Source organism: Calidithermus chliarophilus DSM 9957 (genome assembly GCF_000430045.1).
Classification (GTDB): Bacteria; Deinococcota; Deinococci; order Deinococcales; family Thermaceae; genus Calidithermus; species Calidithermus chliarophilus.
The window spans coordinates 295,294-313,253 of the sequence record NZ_KE387027.1 but is presented as its reverse complement, the minus strand read 5'-3'; the positions used below and the strand labels follow the sequence as shown (position 1 = coordinate 313,253).

The 17,960-nt window shown below is 70.7% G+C and carries 21 protein-coding genes; 13 read left to right on the top strand and 8 right to left on the bottom strand.

The genetic code is table 11. The features are described from left to right. Positions 1–27 precede the first annotated feature (27 nt). The 5 genes from MEICH_RS0118555 to aat all read left to right on the top strand — a co-directional run bounded on the left by MEICH_RS0118555 (position 28) and on the right by aat (position 4,083). A complete protein-coding gene (locus MEICH_RS0118555; protein WP_036219709.1) occupies positions 28–1,383 on the top strand; it encodes an NAD(P)/FAD-dependent oxidoreductase in 1,356 nt (451 codons plus the stop codon). A 24-nt stretch (positions 1,384–1,407) separates the two neighbouring features. Further along, positions 1,408–1,866: an SRPBCC family protein gene (locus MEICH_RS0118550; RefSeq protein ID WP_027893829.1), complete on the top strand. Its 459-nt coding sequence runs from the start codon at positions 1,408–1,410 to the stop codon at positions 1,864–1,866. A gap of 25 nt (positions 1,867–1,891) precedes the next feature. Continuing rightward, a complete protein-coding gene (locus MEICH_RS0118545) occupies positions 1,892–2,392 on the top strand; it encodes a GNAT family N-acetyltransferase (protein ID WP_051304346.1) in 501 nt (166 codons plus the stop codon). Positions 2,393–2,485: 93 nt separating this feature from the next. Continuing rightward, a complete protein-coding gene (locus MEICH_RS27410; protein ID WP_027893827.1) occupies positions 2,486–3,364 on the top strand; it encodes a serine hydrolase domain-containing protein in 879 nt (292 codons plus the stop codon). Positions 3,365–3,516: 152 nt separating this feature from the next. Further along, positions 3,517–4,083 carry a leucyl/phenylalanyl-tRNA--protein transferase gene (gene aat / locus MEICH_RS0118535; RefSeq protein ID WP_245587711.1) on the top strand — a complete coding sequence of 189 codons (567 nt, stop codon included), beginning with the start codon at positions 3,517–3,519 and terminating at the stop codon, positions 4,081–4,083. On the opposite strand, the gene pdxR is transcribed toward aat, so the two are convergent. Further along, positions 4,080–5,540 carry a MocR-like pyridoxine biosynthesis transcription factor PdxR gene (pdxR, locus tag MEICH_RS0118530; RefSeq protein ID WP_027893825.1) on the bottom strand — a complete coding sequence of 487 codons (1,461 nt, stop codon included), beginning with the start codon at positions 5,538–5,540 and terminating at the stop codon, positions 4,080–4,082. The genes aat and pdxR overlap by 4 nt on opposite strands. A gap of 82 nt (positions 5,541–5,622) precedes the next feature. Here pdxR and MEICH_RS26030 point away from each other — a divergent pair, with 82 nt between their 5' ends. From MEICH_RS26030 to MEICH_RS0118515, 3 genes are read left to right on the top strand one after another with little or no spacing between them, the layout of a single operon-like run. Continuing rightward, entirely contained in the window at positions 5,623–6,129 is a 507-nt protein-coding gene (locus tag MEICH_RS26030) for a hypothetical protein (protein WP_051304345.1), read from the top strand. Between the two features lie 5 nt (positions 6,130–6,134). Further along, complete coding sequence (locus tag MEICH_RS26025) at positions 6,135–6,602, top strand: hypothetical protein (protein WP_157202904.1); 468 nt, start codon at positions 6,135–6,137, stop codon at positions 6,600–6,602. 16 nt (positions 6,603–6,618) lie between these two features. Further along, the gene (locus MEICH_RS0118515) at positions 6,619–7,062 is read left to right on the top strand and encodes a QcrA and Rieske domain-containing protein (RefSeq protein ID WP_027893824.1); all 444 of its coding nucleotides are present in this window, start codon (positions 6,619–6,621) and stop codon (positions 7,060–7,062) included. A gap of 15 nt (positions 7,063–7,077) precedes the next feature. On the opposite strand, the gene MEICH_RS26020 is transcribed toward MEICH_RS0118515, so the two are convergent. The 4 genes from MEICH_RS26020 to MEICH_RS0118500 all read right to left on the bottom strand — a co-directional run bounded on the left by MEICH_RS26020 (position 7,078) and on the right by MEICH_RS0118500 (position 11,193). Continuing rightward, positions 7,078–7,299, bottom strand: a complete 222-nt coding sequence (locus MEICH_RS26020) for a hypothetical protein (protein WP_051304344.1) — start codon at positions 7,297–7,299, stop codon at positions 7,078–7,080. Continuing rightward, entirely contained in the window at positions 7,230–7,427 is a 198-nt protein-coding gene (locus MEICH_RS28940) for a hypothetical protein (protein WP_157202903.1), read from the bottom strand. The genes MEICH_RS26020 and MEICH_RS28940 overlap by 70 nt, the downstream gene beginning before the upstream one ends. Before the next feature lie 91 nt (positions 7,428–7,518). Further along, positions 7,519–9,915, bottom strand: a complete 2,397-nt coding sequence (locus tag MEICH_RS0118505) for a hypothetical protein (protein WP_084542421.1) — start codon at positions 9,913–9,915, stop codon at positions 7,519–7,521. Between the two features lie 123 nt (positions 9,916–10,038). Then, complete coding sequence (locus tag MEICH_RS0118500) at positions 10,039–11,193, bottom strand: M24 family metallopeptidase (RefSeq protein ID WP_036219701.1); 1,155 nt, start codon at positions 11,191–11,193, stop codon at positions 10,039–10,041. A gap of 117 nt (positions 11,194–11,310) precedes the next feature. Between MEICH_RS0118500 and MEICH_RS27405 the strand changes: the two genes are divergently transcribed. The 3 genes from MEICH_RS27405 (at position 11,311) to MEICH_RS0118490 (ending at position 13,247) form a co-directional block, all read left to right on the top strand. Continuing rightward, the gene (locus MEICH_RS27405; protein WP_027893821.1) at positions 11,311–12,042 is read left to right on the top strand and encodes a phytoene desaturase family protein; all 732 of its coding nucleotides are present in this window, start codon (positions 11,311–11,313) and stop codon (positions 12,040–12,042) included. A 12-nt stretch (positions 12,043–12,054) separates the two neighbouring features. Beyond that, on the top strand, positions 12,055–12,270 hold the full coding sequence (locus MEICH_RS28935) for a hypothetical protein (protein ID WP_157202902.1): 216 nt from the start codon (positions 12,055–12,057) through the stop codon (positions 12,268–12,270). 248 nt (positions 12,271–12,518) lie between these two features. After that, on the top strand, positions 12,519–13,247 hold the full coding sequence (locus MEICH_RS0118490) for a 2-phosphosulfolactate phosphatase (protein WP_027893820.1): 729 nt from the start codon (positions 12,519–12,521) through the stop codon (positions 13,245–13,247). 24 nt (positions 13,248–13,271) lie between these two features. Here the strand turns inward: MEICH_RS0118490 and MEICH_RS0118485 are convergent, their stop codons facing one another. The 3 genes from MEICH_RS0118485 to rocF form a co-directional block, all read right to left on the bottom strand. After that, the gene (locus MEICH_RS0118485; protein ID WP_027893819.1) at positions 13,272–15,485 is read right to left on the bottom strand and encodes an AAA family ATPase; all 2,214 of its coding nucleotides are present in this window, start codon (positions 15,483–15,485) and stop codon (positions 13,272–13,274) included. An 81-nt stretch (positions 15,486–15,566) separates the two neighbouring features. Then, the gene (gene clpS / locus MEICH_RS26010; protein WP_036219700.1) at positions 15,567–15,866 is read right to left on the bottom strand and encodes an ATP-dependent Clp protease adapter ClpS; all 300 of its coding nucleotides are present in this window, start codon (positions 15,864–15,866) and stop codon (positions 15,567–15,569) included. A 27-nt stretch (positions 15,867–15,893) separates the two neighbouring features. Next, positions 15,894–16,787 (bottom strand): arginase, encoded by an 894-nt coding sequence (gene rocF, locus MEICH_RS0118475; protein ID WP_027893818.1) that lies wholly within the window; start codon positions 16,785–16,787, stop codon positions 15,894–15,896. Positions 16,788–16,929: 142 nt separating this feature from the next. On the opposite strand from rocF, the gene MEICH_RS0118470 reads away from it, so the two are divergent. Together MEICH_RS0118470 and rpmF are read left to right on the top strand one after the other, a co-directional pair. Beyond that, a complete protein-coding gene (locus tag MEICH_RS0118470; RefSeq protein ID WP_027893817.1) occupies positions 16,930–17,490 on the top strand; it encodes a YceD family protein in 561 nt (186 codons plus the stop codon). A gap of 230 nt (positions 17,491–17,720) precedes the next feature. Next, on the top strand, positions 17,721–17,903 hold the full coding sequence (gene rpmF / locus MEICH_RS0118465) for a 50S ribosomal protein L32 (RefSeq protein WP_027893816.1): 183 nt from the start codon (positions 17,721–17,723) through the stop codon (positions 17,901–17,903). The last annotated feature ends 57 nt before the right edge of the window (positions 17,904–17,960 follow it).

Sequence of the window (17,960 nt, the reverse complement as noted above, 5' to 3'; positions counted from 1 at the left end):
TGCTCCCAGCAACACCAGGAGGAGCGTATGCACCAGGGAAAACGAGCCGTCGTGATCGGCGGGAGCATGGGCGGGCTGCTGGCGGCGCGGGCGCTGGCCGACCACTACGAAGAGGTGACGGTGCTCGAGCGCGACCACTTCCCCGCCGTGGGCGAGCACCGCAAGGGCGTGCCGCAGGGCCGCCACGCCCACGGGCTGCTGGCCCAGGGCCGCGCGGTGCTGGAGGAGTTCTTCCCCGGCCTCACCCGCGACCTGGTGGCGCAGGGGGCCAAGGAGGGCGACATCGTCGAGGGCGCGCGCTGGTACCAGAACGGCGGGTTCCACGCCCAGTTCCCCAGCGGGCTGATGGGCCTGCTGCTGAGCCGCCCCCTGCTGGAGGGCTACGTCCGCGGGCGGGTGCTGGCCCTGCCGGGCGTGCGGGCCCTGACCGGCGTGAGCGTGCGGGGCCTGCTGGGCGGGGGCGGGCACGTGACGGGGGTGCGGCTCGACGACGAGGGCCTCAGCGACCTCCGGGCCGATCTGGTGGTGGACGCCAGCGGGCGCGGCTCGCAGGCGCCGAAGTGGCTCGAGGCCCTGGGCTACGAGCGCCCGGCCGAGGAGTTGGTGCGGATCGACCTGGCCTACGCCACCCGCGTCTACCGCCGCCGCCCGCAGGACCTGGGGGGCAACGACGCCTTCGTCATCGGCTCCAACGCGCCCGAGGCGCGGGGCGGGGTGGTGCTGGGCATGGAGGGCGACCGCTGGGTGGTGACCCTGGCGGGTTTCCTGGGCGACCACCCGCCCACCGACGAGGCGGGCTTCCTCGAGTTCGCCCGCAGCCTCCCGGTGCCCGACGTCTACGAGCTGGTCAAGGACGCCGAGCCGCTCTCCGGGATCGTGCCCTACAAATTCCCCGGCAGCCAGCGCCGGCGCTACGAGCGGCTGGCGCGCTTCCCGGAGGGCTTTTTGGTCACGGGCGACGCCCTGTGCAGCTTCAACCCGGTCTTCGGCCAGGGCATGACGGTGGCCGCCGCCGAGGCCAAGGCGCTCGCGCGGTGCCTCGAGGCCGGGACCAAGAACCTGGCGCGGCGCTTCTTCCGCGAAGCCGCCGCCCTGGTGGACAGCCCCTGGAGCATCGCGGTGGGGGCCGACCTGCGCTACCCGCAGGTGCGGGGGCCGCGCGGCCCGGTGGTGAGCTTCGTCAACTGGTACGTCGCCCGGCTGCACGTCGCCGCCCGCCGCGACCGCGCGCTAGTGCTGGCCTTCCAGAAGGTCGCCAACCTGATGGCCCCGCCGCCCAGCCTGCTTGCCCCGAAGCTGGCCTTGCGGGTACTGTGGGGCAACCTCAAACCGCACGGCGCCGCGGCCCGGCCCCCCGGCCCCCGGCAGGCGCCCACGGCCTGAAGCCCCTCGAGCCCGGAGGCCACCATGCACAGCCTCGAAACCGCCTGGGTTTTCGAAAGCCCCCTCGAGCCCCTCTGGGACGCCCTGAACGAGGTGGGGCGGTGGGGGGGCTGGTGGCCCGGCCTCGAGCGCTGCGAGCGGCTGGAGGCGGGTGACCCCTGGGGCGTGGGGGCCCGCTTCGGCCAGGTCTGGCGGCTGGCGCCCTCCGAGGCGGTGGCGCTGGAGGTGCAGGTCAGCGAGGCGATCGCCCCGCACCTGCTCGAGCTGCACACCTCGCGCGGCTTCAGCCGCTGGACGCTGGCCGAGGAGGGCGGCCTCACCCTGGTCCACCACACCTGGGCCGCGGAGGGAGCGGCGGCCTGGGCCCCGCTGCTGCGCGCCGGGGCGGAGGGCCTGGCCCGGCACCTGGGGCTGTGCCTCAAGGAGCAGGGCAGTTGGCTGCGGCCGGTGGGCGAGGCCGGGGGGCTGCCCCCCTGGTACTGAACGGCCGGGGCGGTAGCATGGGCGGGTGGAGCTGGAAATCCGCCGTGCCACCCCTGAGCAGGCCGCCCTGGCCAGCGCCATCCTGACCGAAGCCGCCGCCTGGCTCATCGGGCGCGGCGAGAAGCTGTGGGAGCCGGAGTGGCTCACCCCCGAGAAGCTGCGCCCGGTGGCCGAGCGGGGGGAGCTGTACCTGGCCTGGCTCGAGGGCGAGCCGGTGGGCACCATCACCCTGCAGTGGGAGGACGAGCCCTTCTGGCCCGACGTGCCCGCGGGCGAGTCGGCCTTCTTCCACAAGCTGGCGGTGCGGCGCGGGGTGGCGGGGCGCGGGGTCTCGAGGGCGCTGGTGGGGTGGGCCCTCGAGCAGGCCCGGGCCGCGGGCAAGCGCTACCTGCGCATGGACTGCGCCGCCGAGCGCCCCAAGCTGCGGGCCTTCTACGAGTCGCTGGGCTTCGAGTACCACAGCGACTGGTGGCTGGGCAGCTTTCACGCCGCCCGGTACCAGCTCGAGCTGTCCGGCGGGCCATGACCGGGGCAGGGCGGCGACGGCCCCACCCCCGACAGACGCCTGTGAATCGTCGGACAGAGCGGTAACCCACTCCTGGCCTTCGCGGAGGTCGTTATGGAACAACCCTCCCCCCTCCGGAAACTCCTGGAGAAACGGCTCACCGAGACGAACACGAGCGCCTGCCTGGTCCTGCGGGGCGCGGAGGAATGGCTCGCCTACGGCCGGGTGGACGAGGCCATGCACCTGATGTCGGTGACCAAGTTCGTCGTCACCCTCGCGGCAGCCCGCGCGGTGGAGCTGGGGTTCCTGGGCTGGGACACCCCCGTCTGCCGCTTCTTCCCCGAGTGGCGGCAAGGGCGTAAGCAGGCCGTGACCGTTCGGCACCTGCTCGGCCACGTCTCGGGCTTGCAGAACGTGCCGGATGCCCGCCAGGAGATCTACCCCGCCCCCGACTTCGTAAAACTCGCGCTGGCCGCCGAGCTCGAGGCCGAGCCCGGTACGGTCTTCGCCTACAACAACAAGGCCATGAATCTGGTCCCGGCCCTGCTCGAGCGCGCTACGGGGCAACCTTTCGAGCACTACGTGCGCTGGGCCCTGCTGCTCGAGGAGGAGTTCCGGTGGGCGAAGGACGCCGCCGGCAACGCGCAGGGGATGGCGGGGCTCGAGCTTTCGGCGCGGGGCCTGGCGCGGCTGGGTTCCCGGATCGCCTCGGATCGTGCGGGAGGGTTGCTGTCGAAGGAAGCCCTGGACGAGCTGCTCGCCGTGCCCCCAGAACCCTACCGCGGTTACTCGCTGTGGCCGATCCGGGAGGGGGGGCAGGTCATCGGCTGGCAGGCCAACGGCTACCTCGGCCAATGGCTCGTGATATTCCCGCCCACAGAGCTCGTAGGCGTGCGCCTGGTCCGGGCCGACCACCACCGGAGCTCAGACGACGACTTCCCCGACTTCCTCCGGTTGATGCAGGACATTCACAAGGAGGTCTTTGCGGAGTGATTGTCCGGCGCAGGCGGGTGGAGCTGCCGTTCCACAGCCGGTTTTGGCGTTGGAAGAAGCGACAAAATACCAACAAGCCGCTAAAAGGGCCTGCTTCAGGCTCCCCACGTTGTTGACCCCCCGCACCAGAGGCTAAGGTAAGGCTCGTGGTCGTGGACTCGATCCTCCAACTCTACGCCCAGGGCTACTTCCTGATGGACAACGGCGACGGGCTGCAGTGGTACTCCTCCCGCCGCCACGCGCTGATCCCGCTGGACGAGCGTTTCCACGTGCCCCGCAGCCTGCGCCGCGCGCTCAACTCGGGGGCCTTCGAGGTGCGGATCAACCACGACTTCGCCGGGGTGGTCGAGGGCTGCGCTACGGCGCACCGGCGCGAGACCTGGATCTCCGACGAGTTGCGGCAGATCTACGCGGTGCTGCACCGGGCGGGCCACGCCCACAGCTTCGAGACCTGGCACGAGGGTCGGCTGGCCGGGGGCATCCTGGGCATCGCCATCGGCGGGGCCTTCATCGGGGAGAGCATGTTCTACCACGTCCCCGACGCCTCCAAGGTGGCGCTGGTGCGGCTGGTGGAGCATCTGCGGGGCCGGGGCTTCGCGCTCTTCGACGCCCAGGTGCAAAACCCGCACCTCGAGCGCTTCGGCGCCTACGAGGTCCCGGAGGGGGAGTACCGGCGGCTGTTGCGGCAGGCGGTGGGCCTGGAGCCGCGCTTTAACTAAAGCAGCTCCCGCAACACCTGGGCCAGCCGCAGCACCCCTTCGCGCAACTGGGCCTCGCCGGCCGCGGCGTAGCCCAGCAACAGGGCCTTGCGGCTCAGCGGGGCCAGCGCGAAGTCGGAGAGGGCCTCGAGGCTCACCCCCTCGGCCAGGGCGCGGCGGCGCGCCGTGCGGTCGTCGAGACCGGGGGGCAGCCAGCCCACCAGGTGCATCCCGCTCTCGCGGGGGACCAGCTCGAGCAGGCCCCGCAGGTGCTTTTCGGCGAGCTCGAGCAGGCATTCCTGCCGCCGGGCGTAGAGCTGGCGCATCCGGCGCAGGTGGCGAAAGAAATGCCCCTGGGTGATGAACTCGGCCAGGGCCATCTGCTCGAGCCGCGGCGCGTAGCCCACGCTCGAGACCAGCGCCGCGGCGAAGGCTTCGACCAGGTCGGGGGGGACCACCACATAGCCCAGCCGCAGCCCCGGCAGCATCACCTTGGAGAAGGTGCCCACGTAGATCACCCGCCCCTCGCGGTCCAGGCTCGCCAGCGAAGCCAAAGGCCGCCCGGCGTAGCGGAACTCGCTGTCGTAGTCGTCTTCCAGCACCCAGGCGTCGGCCTCGCTGGCCCAGCGCAGCAGCTCGAGGCGGCGGCCGAGGCTGAGGGTCATGCCCAGGGGGAACTGGTGCGAGGGGGTCACGTAGGCCAGCCGGGCCTGGGGGGCCAGCCTTCGCCCGGCCTGCACCGCCAGCCCTTCCCCGTCCACCGGGACCGGCACCATCTCCACCTCCGCCCCCGCGAAGGCCCGGTGCGCCCCGACGTAGCCCGGCTCCTCGACCCAGGCCTGCTGGCCCACGTCCAGCAGCACCCGCGCGGCCAGGGTCAGGGCGTGCTGCGACCCCGCCGTGACCACGACCTGTTCGGCAGAGCAGCGCAGGCCCCGGCCCGTCGCCAGGTATTCGGCGATGGCCTCGCGCAAGGGGCCGTAGCCCAGGGGCGAAAAAGGCCCGGCGTGGTCGAGGCGGCGGGCCTGGCGGGCCAGCAGGCGGGCCCACAGCTCCCGCGGGAAGTCCTCGAGGCTGGGCTGCCCCACCGCGAAGGCCCGCAGCGGGGGCCTCCCCTGCTGCGCCAGCCGATCGGCGCGGCCCAGCAGCTCCAGGCCCCGGCGCGAGGGGGAGCGCGGGGTACGGGAGGCCGGGCGGGGTGCTTCCTCGGGCGCGGGCAGGCAGGCCACGCAGGTCGCGGCCCGGGGGAAACTTTGGATGTAGCCCTCAGCCTCGAGCTGTTCGAAGGCCGCGAGCACCGTGTTGCGGGAGAGCCGGTGCTCGGCGGCGAGCACCCGGGTCGAGGGCAGCGGGGTCCCCGGGGGGAGTTGCCCGTCCAGGATGGCCTGCTTCAGGGCGCCGTAGAGCTGGCGGTACAGGGGCTCGGCTCCGGCGGGCTCGAGCGCCAGGGACAGGGGGAGCCGGCTGCGCTGGGGCATGACTGGTACCCCAACTCTAACAAAAACTGGCCCTTGTGTACCCACCAGTTCATCGCCTAGCCTGAACCCTGGAGGCACGCCAATGAAACGCATCTGGCTCAGTCTGGGGTTGGCGGTCGTGGGCTTGTCGCTGGTGGCTCAGGGGCAGCCGCCCGCGGGCTGCAAAACCCCCGAACACCGGCAGTTCGACTTCTGGATCGGGGAGTGGGACGTTTTCAGCCCCGGCGGCGCCAGGATCGGGAGCAGCACCGTCGAGGGCATCTTGGACGGCTGCGCGCTCGTGGAGAACTGGCAGGCCGCCGGTGGGGGCGGCGGGAAGAGCTTCAACGCCTACGTCGTACCCCTGAAGAAGTGGCACCAGTTCTGGGTAGCGAGCAACGGGGGCACCCTGGAGATGTACGGCACCTTCCAGAACGGCAAGATGGTGCTGGAGACCCCTTCCGCCGAGGGCGCGCCCCTGATCATCCGCTACACCTGGAACGTGGTAGACGGCGACAAGGACCGGGTGCGGCAATTCTCCGAGCAGTCCCGCGACGGCGGCAAGACCTGGAGCCCCGGCTTCGACGGGCTGTACGTGCGCAGGAAGTGAGCGCCGTGGCCGAAGCCCCGCCGTGCAGCACCCCCGAGCACCGCCAGTTCGACTTCTGGGTGGGCGAATGGGAGGTTTACGACTACTCGAGCGGGCAAAAAGGCCGCCGCGTGGGCCACAACCGCATCGTCAAGATCATGAAGGACTGCGCGCTACAGGAGAACTGGGAGAGTGTCCAGGGCAACCGGGGCACCAGCTACAACGCCTACTTCGCCCCCGAAGGGAAGTGGCACCAGACCTGGGTGGACGAAAACGGCACCGTGCTGCTGCTGTCGGGCGAGTTCAGGGACGGCGAGATGGTGCTCTCTGGCAGCCGCCCCGGAAGCCAGCCCGGTGTGAGGATGCTCGACCGCATCACCTGGAGCCTGCTGGACGGCGACAAGGACCAGGTGCGCCAGCTATGGGAGGTCTCCCGCGACGGCGGCCAGACCTGGGAAGTGGTCTTCGACGGCCTCTACGAACGCGCGGGTTGAGGCAGAAAGGCAACCCATGAACCGAAGGAAAGCCCTCCGACACCTGGCCACCGCCGCCCTCGCCACGCCCCTGGCCCGCGCCCAAGCCGCCCCGCCGCGCCCCTACCGCGTCGTGGAGGTGGCGAAGCTCGAGGCCGAGTGGTCCTTCTTCCAGTTCCCCTTCGACGGCCGCCACGCCCTGCTGCTGCGGGTGCCCAGGCCGCCGGAGGGCGACACCCGCTCGTTGGCGGTCGAGGCCCAGGGCGCGACGGTCTACCTGGTGGCCTACCACCTGATCTGCACCCACCTGGGCTGCACCCCGTCCACCCCCAACGCCGAGCGCCAGTTGGTGTGCCCCTGCCACGGCTCGCGTTTCCATGCCCTCGACGGGCGCGCCGCCGACGGGCGGCCCAACCCGCCCCTGCGGGCCATCGCGCTCGAGGTGCGCGACGGGGTGGTGTTCGCGACCGGGTACCGCTGACCCAGGACGGCGCGCTTACCGCCCGGGCTTCAAGCGCTGGACGTGCTCGAGGATGGCCCGGGCGGATTGCTCGGGCCGCAGGTGGGTCACGTCGAGGGTGAGGGTGTTGGGGTGGCGGGGTCGGTAGACCTGGAGGCGGGCGTGGGTGCGGCGGGCCTCCTCCGGGCTCAGCGACTTCGCGCGCTCGCGCCGCTCGGGGTGGGCGATGCGGCGGGCCAGATCCTCGGCCTCGCACAACAGCCGCAGAGGATGTAGGGGTTGTCCACGATGCGGGCACCCGTGAGGCGGTGCAGCTCCTTCGCCACGGTGTACTTGCCCACCCCGGCGAAGCCCAGCAGGCAGGTCAGGGTGTCCTCGAGGGTCATCCCCGGAGTGTGTACCGGGCGACCCTGGCGCGGCCCAAAGACCCGGCCTCCCCTTGGGGAGGCCGGACCTGGAGGGAGGCTTGGCGAAGGGTCAGGGGAAGCTGATGAGGCACTGGTCGGCCCCGCCGGGCACGGCGGCCTCGGGCGTGGCGGCGTCGATGGAGAGCAGGAAGTTGGCGAGGTCCTGGATCTGCCCGGCGCTAGGGGTGAAGACCGCGTTGCCCGCGCGCAGGTGCACGCTCCACTTGGGGTCGGTGAAGAGCTCGGCGAGGGTCTTGGCCTGGCCGTGGTGCAGGTAGGGGGCTCCCAGGGCGAGGCCGTAGAGCGAGGGGATGTTGTAGCCGGCGAACTCGCCCTGGGCGCGGTCGGTGGGGGGGTTGCCCGCTTTTTTCTCGAGCGCGTCCGTCTCGGCGGCGTTGCCCGGGACCCCGAAGCTGCCCACGTTGCGCAGCACGCACGACACCTGGGCCGGGGCGACGAAGCCGCCGCCCGCCTTGGGCTCCTGCTCGATCTGCTTGGTGTGGGGGCTGCCGGGGGCGCTGAAGGGGGTGTTGGCGAGGTTGGCGTTGTTGGTGCTCGAGGGGGTGTAGAACAGCCGCGACAGCGTCCAGCCGGGACCGCCGTGGCAGGAGGCGCAGCTGCCCTGGCCGGTCTGCTCGAACAGGGCGCGGCCCCGCGCCACCGAGCCGGCGTCGAGGAACTGCTTGCCCTTGGGCGGGCGGATGGTCTTGACGAACTCCTCGATGTCGTCCCAGTCCTTGCCACCGGTGAGCTGCACCGTGCACAGCGCCGCGCCCAGCGCGTCCTGGATCTCGCGCACCGGGATGCCGAGCTGGACCTTGATACCGTTCTTGTCGGTGGCGTCGGCGGGGTTGAGGCTGGCCTGCTTCTCGCCGCCCTGGTCCTCGGGGGCGAAGTTGCCGCAGTTGTCGGTGGTGATGGCCCCCTTGCCGCCCGAGACCCCGCGGGTGTTGCGCTCGAAGTCGTGGAGTTCGTCGAAGATGCCCGTCCAGTTGAGGATACGCTGTTTCTGCGGCCCGGGCCCGTGGCTGAAGGTGCCGCTCATGTCGGTGCTCTGGCGCGGCCCGGCGGCGAAGCGCCAGGTGACGTTGTCGGAGAGGCCGTCGCTGTGGCAGGAGCCGCAGCTCGACCAGGCCTCGTTGGCCCAGCGGGCCCGGCCCGTGAAGAAGAAGCGGCGGCCCTTGTTGACCTGGGCCTCGAGGCCCGCCGGCGCGGCCCCCGTGGCGATCTTCTTGCTGGGGGTCTGGCTGTCGAGCGCGACGACGGTGGCGGTGCGGCTCACCCAGCAGTTGACGTAGGCCTTGGTGGTCTGGGAGGTGTCGTGGGGCGTGACCATGCCGATGGGCGCCTGGCAGCCGGTGTTGTTGGCGTTGGCGAGCAGGTCGAGCTGCTTGACGGTGGGGGTGCCCAGGCTCACGGTGGTGTCGCTGGTGAGCACCGCGCGCTGCACCGCGTCGGCGCCGCGGGCCACGAGGTAGAGGATGTCGCTGCCCACCAGCGCCACGTCCACCAGGTCGGCCATGAAGAGGCGGGGGGCGCTCACCTGCTGCTTGATGGCCGCCGCCAGGCTGATGCTGCCGAGCTTGTTGCCGCCGAGGTCGCCCACCAGCACCAGCGGGAAGACGTTGCCGTTGAAGACCGGGGCCCCGTCGGGCGAGGCGCCGATGGCGGTGGCGAAGAACTTGTTGCCCGCGACGGCCACCGAGTAGAGCTGGTTGGGCGAGGTGGTCTGGGCCGGGAAACCCGCGTCGCCGGTGGCGGTGGGCTCGAAGAGCACGGTGGCTACTTCGGAGAGGTCGCCCAGCTTGAGGACGCGCACCGCGCCGGTGCGGCTGGTGTCGCTGGCCTCGGGGCCGGGGCCGGGCCGCCCGTAGAACTCGGTGACCACCACCTTCTCGTCGGCGTCGCTCTGGTCGCCGTTGTTGGAGACGGCGAGGCCGCGCGGGTTGGGGACGGCTTTGGAGGCGACGACGCTGAGGGTCTTGGTGTCGACGAGCGCCACCCGGCCCTCGGCCCACTCGGCCACCACCAGCCGGTCGCCGCGCGGGGAGAGGGCGAGGCCCACCGGCTCCGACCCCACCGCCACCGAGCCGCTGACGGCGGGGCTCGAGCCGTCGATCCCCACCACCCGCACCACCCGCGCCTCGGCCTTGAGCGCCACGTAGGCCACCTTGTCGTCCGGGGCGATCACCACGGCGCTGGGCTCGTCCCCCACCGGCACCTCCGCGACCTCGGCGTCGCTGGCGGTGTCGATGACGGAGAGCGAGTCGTTCTCGGGGTTGACCACCAGCACCCGCTTGTCGTCGCCGGTGATGGCGATGGTGCCCGCCTTGGAGGGCCGCTTGAGGACGGGGACGTTGGCGGGCGGCGGCTTCTCCTGCGACGGGCAGCCCGCCAGCAGCGAGGCCAGAAGCAGCAGCCCCGCACCTGCCAGGGGCCGCCCCCGTTGAACCATGGGAATTCTCATGCGCGTGTGCTCCTTTCCCTGATGGACCCGAATGCCCGAAGGACGTGTTGCTCCTCTGAGGCCTCGAGGTTAGGGAAAGGCTGGTAACGCCGCGGTAACGAGGAGGCCGAGCCGCTCGCCCGGCTACCCCAGCACGTAGAGCTGTTCCTGCCGTCGGGAGAGCCACTCGGCACCGTGGGCCCGCACCACCACGTCCTCCTCGAGCCCCACGTAGCCCACGCCCTCCAGCATCACGCCGAGCTCGAGGGTGTAGACCTCCCCCTCTTGCACCATGCCCTCGGGGGTCTGGCCGTAGCGCGGCCAGCGCGGACCCAGCAGGGTGCCCCCGTCGTGGGTGGCGCGGCCCAGGCTGTGCCCGGTGGCGTACTTGTACTCGGGGTAGCCGGCCGCGGTCACGACCCGGCGGGCCGCCGCGTCCACCTCGTAGCCCTTCACCCCGGGCCGCAGGGCCTCCCCTGCCGCGTCCATGGCCGCCCGCACCGTGCGGAAGGCGGCCTCGAGCTCCCCCGGCACGCCCCGGCCCGGCTCGGGCCAGTAGTACACCCGCTGGAGGTCGGAGCAGTAGCCCTCCAGCCTCACCCCGTAGTCGGTGTGGATCAGCATTCCCGGCTCCAGCACCGCCCCGGTGGCCCCGGCGTGGCTGGGCATGCGGGCGAAGCTCACGTTGGGGCAGCCCTTCCAGCCCCACGCGGGCCCCAGGCCCTCCGCCCGCAGCTTGCGGTGCAGGTGCTCGGCGGCCTGCGCCTCCGACCAGCCGGGACGGATGACCCGGGAAAGCTCGTGCAAGTGTTCTTCGGCGCGGTCCACGGCGGCCTTGATGCGCCGCTGCTCGGCCGGGGTCTTGACCGAGCGCAGCCGCCCGAGAAAGCCCGCCGCCGACTCGAAGGCGAGGTCGGGCAGCACGGAGCGCAGCTCGAGGTACATCCCATAGCTCAGCCCGTCCAGCAGGGGGTTGTCGCTGGCGTAGTTCAGGAAGACGTGGCGAGGCCCCAGCGCCCGCACCTCCTGCAGCAGCAGCCCCGCGTAGTCCTCGTCGTAGGGCAGCACCCGCCATGTGGGCTCGAGGCCCGGCGCGTCGAAGCGCCCCACGATGGCCGTGGCGGCGTCGCGGGTCACCAGGAAGAAGGCGTCCCAGGTGAGGTCGGCCCCGCTGACGAGCGCCAGCCCCGGCTCGGGGCGCTCGAGGGTCTCGCGCGCCGCGATCAGCCAGAGGTCGCCGGGCCCCAGTAAGGCCTGCGCCTGGGCCAGTTTCTCCGCGTAAAGCTGGGCTTCGGACATGACCCTCACTCTACACGGCGGCTTGCCGAAGGGGCCGCAGGCCCGCGCGTTACCCTGGCGTTACCAGGGGCCGCCTACCTTCGAGTCGGCCAGTTCAGACCGGCACAGGAGGTAGGCATGGGAAAGCACGCCGTGGTCATCGGGGCGAGCATGGGTGGGCTGCTCGCGGCCCGGGCACTGGCCGACCATTACGAACGGGTCACCGTGCTCGAGCGCGACACCTTCCCGGCAATGGGCGAGCACCGCAAGGGCGTTCCCCAGGGCCGCCACGCCCACAGCCTGCTCTCCATCGGACGGGAGGTGCTCGAGGAGCTGTTCCCCGGCTTCAGCCAGGAGGTGGTGGCCCAGGGCGGGGTGAAGTCGCTCTACGCCAGCCGACCGCTGCTCGAGGGCCATGTGCGCCAGCGGGTGCTGGCCCTGCCCAACCTGCGGGCCATCGAGCGCTGCGACGTGCTGGGCCTGACCACCGACGGACAGAAGGAGCGCGTCACCGGCGTGCGGCTGGCCCAGCGCGAGAGCGGTGTGGAACAACTGCTGGGGGCCGAGCTGGTGGTGGACGCCAGCGCCCTCATAGACTCCCCCTGGAGCATCGTGGTGGGCCGCGACCTGCGCCTGAAGGAGGTGGAGGGAAAGCGCAGTGCCACGAGCCACTTCGTCAACTGGTACCTGGGCAAACTGCCCAGGGCCGCCCGGCACGACCCCGCCGTGGCGATGGCCTTCGGCAAGGTCGTCAACTTCCGTGACCGCCCCAAGAGCCTGTTGCACCCCAGGGTGTTGTGGCGGGTGCTCCGGGGCAACCTGTTCCCACCCAGAGCGGCTGCCGCCGAACCCAGGCTGCAAAAAGCCTGAGAGGAGGGCATCATGACCGGCAAGATTGGAACTTCCAGCATTTCCCGAGACATTCGGGTGTGCTACGGCCCGCGCTGCGCCCCCAGAAGCTGGAGGGTCGGGCGCGAGGCGGAGGGCCTGTGGCTGCTGCAGGAGTCCGAAGGAAGCACGGTCTACACGCTGGCGGGCTCGAGCCCCGTCTGCCCGCGCTGCGGGGGTGAACTCTATCCTCTCGAGCCGGAGGGATAGCTCGAGGCCCGTTCCCGGTACGATGTTCACCGGGTAATACCAGATTCGGTTAGTTCGTCACCGTTCGGTGACGAACTAACCCGACCGAAGTTATCCGCGTGGCGGAGGGCGGTGCCGCCCCTCGGGAGGGATACGCTTGCTTCGCCGGCCGTCAGGGAGGGGTGTGCTCTGGAATCCGAAAAGATGGCCTCCGGGGGTCTTTGGATCGGGTGATCATCTTTTTGAATCCGGTATAAGGGGCCCGGGGCATGACCTACGACCAGTCCGAGTTCGAGGTGCGCTGTGAGTGGGGCGAACAGGGGGTCGCGCAACTGGCCCCCCTCAGCGACGTAGTGGTCATCGTGGACGTGCTGTCCTTCTCGACCTGCGTGGACATCGCCACTGGCCGCGGCGCGGTGGTGTTCCCCTACCCCTGGAAGGATGCCTCCGCCGCCGGCTTCGCCGCGTCCGTGGGGGCCGTCGTGGCCGAGGCCCGTAGTGGGGGCCGTGGCTACTCGCTCTCACCGCGGTCGCTGCTGGAGATCCCCCCTACCACCCGCCTCGTCCTGCCCTCCCCCAACGGCGCGACCCTCACCCTGGGCACGGGCGCAGTCCCCACCCTGGCCGGGTGCCTCCGCAACGCCCGGGCGGTGGCCGACGCGGCCCGGCGCTACGGGCGTCGCATCGCCGTCATCCCCGCGGGCGAGCGCTGGCAGGACCGGAGCCTGCGGCCCGCGCTCGAGGACTGGCTGGGCGCGGGGGCCATCATCCGCCACCTGGAGGGCCACCGCTCCCCGGAAGCCCAGGCCGCCGCTGCCGCCTTCGAAGCTTTGCAGGGCGACCTGGCGGAGCGGTTGCGCTCGTGCAGCTCGGGCAAGGAGTTGCTCGAGCGTGGGTTCGAGGAAGACGTGGCGCTGGCCTCGGCCCTCGACGTCAGCGAGTGTGTCCCGGTGTTCCGGGACGGGGCCTACGTGCGCGGGGGCGACCGCCTCGAGTAGGGTCGCCCTCGGAAAGCGCTCCGGTCAGGGGGAAAGCTCGAGCTCCTCGTCCTTCACCCCAATCCTCAGGTTCCCGCCGTTCTTGAGTGGTCCGAACAGGAGCAGGTCGGCCAGGGGCTTCTTGATGCGCTCCTGGATCAGGCGGGCCAGCGGGCGGGCGCCCATCGCGGGGTCGTAGCCCTTCTCGGCGAGCCACTGCCGGGCCTCGGGGGTGACGCTCACGCTCACTTTGCGCTCCCTGAGCTGGGCCTCGAGCGCCTTCAGGTTCTTGTCCACGATCTGGCCCATGACCTCCGGGCTCAGCGGGGCGAAGTGCACCACGGCGTCGAGGCGGTTGCGGAACTCGGGGGTGAACAGCCGCCTTATGGCCTCGTCGGCGGCCTCGGCCTTGGACTCGCGGAAAAAGCCGATGCGGGTCTCGCTGGCCTCGGCGGCCCCGGCGTTGGTGGTCATGATGAGCACGGCGCTGCGGAAGTCCACGGTCTTGCCGTTGTGGTCGGTGAGCTTGCCGTAGTCCATCACCTGCAAGAGGATGGCGAAGAGGTCGGGGTGGGCCTTCTCGATCTCGTCCAGCAGCAGCACGCAGTGGGGGTTTTGCAGCACCGCGTCGGTGAGCAGGCCGCCCTGCTCGAAGCCCACGTAGCCGGGCGGGGCGCCGATGAGCCTCGAGACGGTGTGCTTCTCCATGTACTCCGACATGTCGAAGCGGATCAGCGGCACGCCGAGCTTGGCGGCGAGCTGGCGGGAGAGCTCGGTCTTGCCCACGCCGGTCGGCCCGGCGAAGAGGTAGGCCCCGATGGGCTTCTGCGGGTCGCGCAGGCCAGCGCGGGCCATCTTGATGGCGCTGGCGACCTCCTTCACGGCCTGGGCCTGGCCGTAGATCTCGGCGGAGAGCTCGGCCTCGAGGCTCTGCAGCACCATCTGGTCGTCGCGCGAGACCGACTTGGGGGGGATGCGGGCGATGCGGGCCACGGTGGCCTCCACCTCGGCCACCCCGATGCGGTTCTTGCGCTTGCCGGCGGGCTTGAGCGCCTCGCCGGCCCCGGCCTCGTCGAGCACGTCGAGGGCGCTGTCGGGCAGGCGGCGGTCGCCTAAGTGGCGCGCGGCGAGTTCGACGGCGCGCTCGAGGGCCTGGCGGGTGTAGCTGAGCTTGTGGTGGGCCTCGAGCTTGGGCTTGAGCCCCTCGAGGATCTGCACCGCCTCCTCGTGGGTGGGCTCGAGCACGTCGATCTTCTGGAAGCGCCGGGCGATGGCGCGGTCCTTCTCGAAGGACTTGTACTCGGCGAAGGTGGTGGCCCCGATGCACTTGAGCTTGCCGGTGAGGGCGGGCTTGAGCAGGTTGGAGGCGTCCACGGTGGAGCCGGTGGTCGAGCCGGCCCCCACGATCATGTGGATCTCGTCGATGAAGAGGATGGCCCTGGGGCGGGCCAGGAGCGCCCTGACCACCGCCTTGAGCCGCTCCTCGAAGTCGCCGCGGTAGCGGGTCCCGGCCAGCAGGGCCCCCAGGTCGAGGGCGAAGATCTCGGCCTCGGCCAGGCCCTCGGGCACGCTGCCGTCCACGATGCGCTGGGCCAGGCCCTCCACCAGCGCGGTCTTGCCCACGCCGGGGTCGCCCACCAGGATGGGGTTGTTCTTCTGGCGGCGCGAGAGCACGGTGAGGATGCGCTCGAGCTCGGCCCTGCGCCCCACCAGGGGGTCGAGCTCCCCGGCGCGGGCGCGGGCGGTGAGGTCGGTGCAGTAGGCCTCGAGGGGGTCGCCCGCCACGCCGCCCTCTTCGCCCTCGGGGAAGGGGCCCTCCTCGGGCTCGGGCTGGGCGCCGCTGGGCGAGACCTCGCGCGAGATGGCGGTGGTGAGCTTATAGCGCGAGAGGCCCAGGTCCTCGAGGATGCCGTAGACCCGCGACTGGCGCTCGTCCATCATGCTCACGAGCACGTTGGCCCCGTTGGCCTGGTCGCGCCCGGCCGAGCGCATCTGGGCCACCGCCCGGTGCAGCACCCGCTGGAAGGCGGTGGTGGGGACGGGCTGAATGTTGGGCAGGTTCTCCATCTCGGCTAGGGCCGTCTCGAGCTGCCCCCGCAGGGCGGCGAGGTCCACCTCGCAGCGCAGCAGCACGCGCTTGGCGTCGGCGTCGTCGAGGAGGGCGAGGAGGAGGTGCTCGAGCCCCGCGTACTCGTGCCCCCGGTCGAAGGCGCACTCGAGGGCCCGCTCGATGGATTTTTGCAGTTCAGGTGTGACCATAGCGACGGAGCCAGCCGTGGCTTCCAGGCTACAGGATGTCAGCCCTGCCCCCGGCTGCCTAGGTACAGGTTCACCTTTCCCCTACTCCGGTTCCATGATGCATTGCAGGGGATGGCCTTCCTCGGCGGCCGCCTCCAGCACCTGGTTCACCTTGGTCTCCGCGATCTCGAAGGGGTAGACCCCGCACACCCCCACGCCCTGCTGGTGCACCGCCAGCATGATGCGGGTGGCCTCGAGCTCGCTCTTGCGAAAAAAACGCATCAGCACGTCTACCACGAAGTCCATGGGGGTGTAGTCGTCGTTGAGCAGCAGCACCTTGTACTGCTCGGGGGTACGGGTGCGGGTGTGGGTTTTGGTCTTGGTGTCGCCCGTGGTGCTCACAAGCTCGAGTGTATCAAGGAGGGCTGCTCAGTAAATCTTCTTCCCCAGCAGGCTGCTGGCGAGCTCGACCATGATGCGGGCGGTGCGGTTGGCGATGTCGAGGATGGGGTTGACCTCCACGAGGTCGAGGCTGGTCACGAGGCCGGTGTCGGAGAGGAGCTCCATCAGCAGGTGGGCCTCGCGGTAGGTGAGGCCGCCGGGCACCGGGGTGCCCACGCCGGGGGCGATCTCGGGGTCGAGCACGTCGGCGTCGAGGGAGACGTGGACGCGCTCGAAGCCGCGGAACTTCTCGGCCACGGCCCGGGCGATGGCCGGGACGCGCAGGGTGTCCACCTCCTTCATGGTGTAGACCGTCACGCCGCGCTCGCGCAGCAGGCGTACCTCGCCGGGGTCGAGGCTGCGGATGCCGATGAGCACCACGTCCTCCGGGCGCACCTTGGCCCCCTCCCAGCCCAGGTTGACCAGGCGGGGGTCGCCCAGCCCGCACAGGTGGGCCAGCGGCATCCCGTGGATGTTGCCGCTGGGGGAGGTCTCGGGGGTGTTGAAGTCGGCGTGGGCGTCCACCCAGATCACCCCGACGCGCCGCCCGCGGCTCGCTGCCGTCACTGAGGCCATGGCCACCGAGTGGTCGCCCCCGAGCAGGACGGGGAAAGCGTCCTCGGGCATGGCCGCGAAGCCCCGGATGGCGTCCTCGCAGGCCCGGCGGATGGGCTCGAGGTAGCTCAGGCCGCCGCTCTCGCGCTCGTGACGCAGGCTCTCGGCGATGGGAATGTCCACGTCACCGAAGTCCTGCACCTCGTGGCCCAACTCTTCTAAAACCGCTTGCAGACGGGCGTAGCGGATGGCGCTGGGGCCCATGTCCACCCCGCGCCTCCCCTGCCCTAAGTCCATCGGCATCCCGAGTACGCCTATGCGTTTCATGCCTCCATGCTATAGGCCAAAAACGCCGTTTGTATCTTGATTCATGCGTTATGCATAACGCTTTGCATAAGCGCCTCGAGGCCGCCGGATCGTCACCTTTTTCACCTTGACCCCGCCCCCGGCCGGTGCTAGGGTGGTTTGAATGGACTACGGTGAAATTCAGAGCATCAACCTGGCCCGCCTGCTGCGCGAGGGCGGCACCGCCGAGGCGAAGGGCGAGATCAGCGGCCAGATCGAACTGGGCAACGACACCATCCCCCTGCAGGACAAGGCGCTGTGGCAGGTGAGCGTGACCTCGGTGGGCGACGACGAGCTGTGGCTGTCGGGCGAGATCGCCGGCAACGCCATGATGGAGTGCCGCCGCTGCCTCGACCCCACCCCCACCCCCGTGCGCGCCCACTTCCAGCACATGCTGCGCTACCAGCCGGGCCTCGAGCACCTCGAGGCCGTCGAGGAGGACGACGAGGAGATCTTCCTCTTCGGCAAGCCCGACCTCGAGCTCGCCCCCTTCCTCTCGGAGGCCTTCGCCCTCGAGCTGCCCTACACCACCCTCTGCCGGGAAGACTGCCCGGGCTTGTGCGAGTTCTGCGGGGCCAACCTCAAGCGTGCCCCCCAGGACTGCTGCCCCCAGCGCAGCCAGCAGGGCAAGGAGGGCAAGCTGGCCGAGCAGCTCAAGAAGCTCGACCTCGAGGGGATCGAGTAGGAAACGTCGATAGCCGATAGCCGATGGCCGATAGCTAGAGGCCTGGTGGGGAAAGGCTTTTGACCGCGGGCTCCTGAGGCCAGGAACCCCTATTGGCCTGACGTCGGGCAACCGGAAAACGGCTGCCCGTCTCCTGCATTCGCCCGAAGTTGACCAAATCGCTTTTGCACAGTAGACTCGAGAGCGGTTTGTTTGGAGACCCCCGTCTCCCTAGCTGAAAGAGGTTCGCAATGGCGAAGCACCCTGTACCCAAGAAGAAGACTTCCAAGGCCCGGCGCGATGCCCGCCGCAGCCACTTTGCCCTCAAGGCCCCCACCCTGGGCGAATGCCCCGAGTGCAAGACCCTCATCCCCCCGCACACCGTCTGCACCAACTGCGGATACTACGCCGGGCGGAAGGTGCTGGAAGTCTGAGGCAGCGCTGCCTATGAGCCCCCTCCCGTTGCGGAGGGGGTTGTCGTTTTGGGTGGC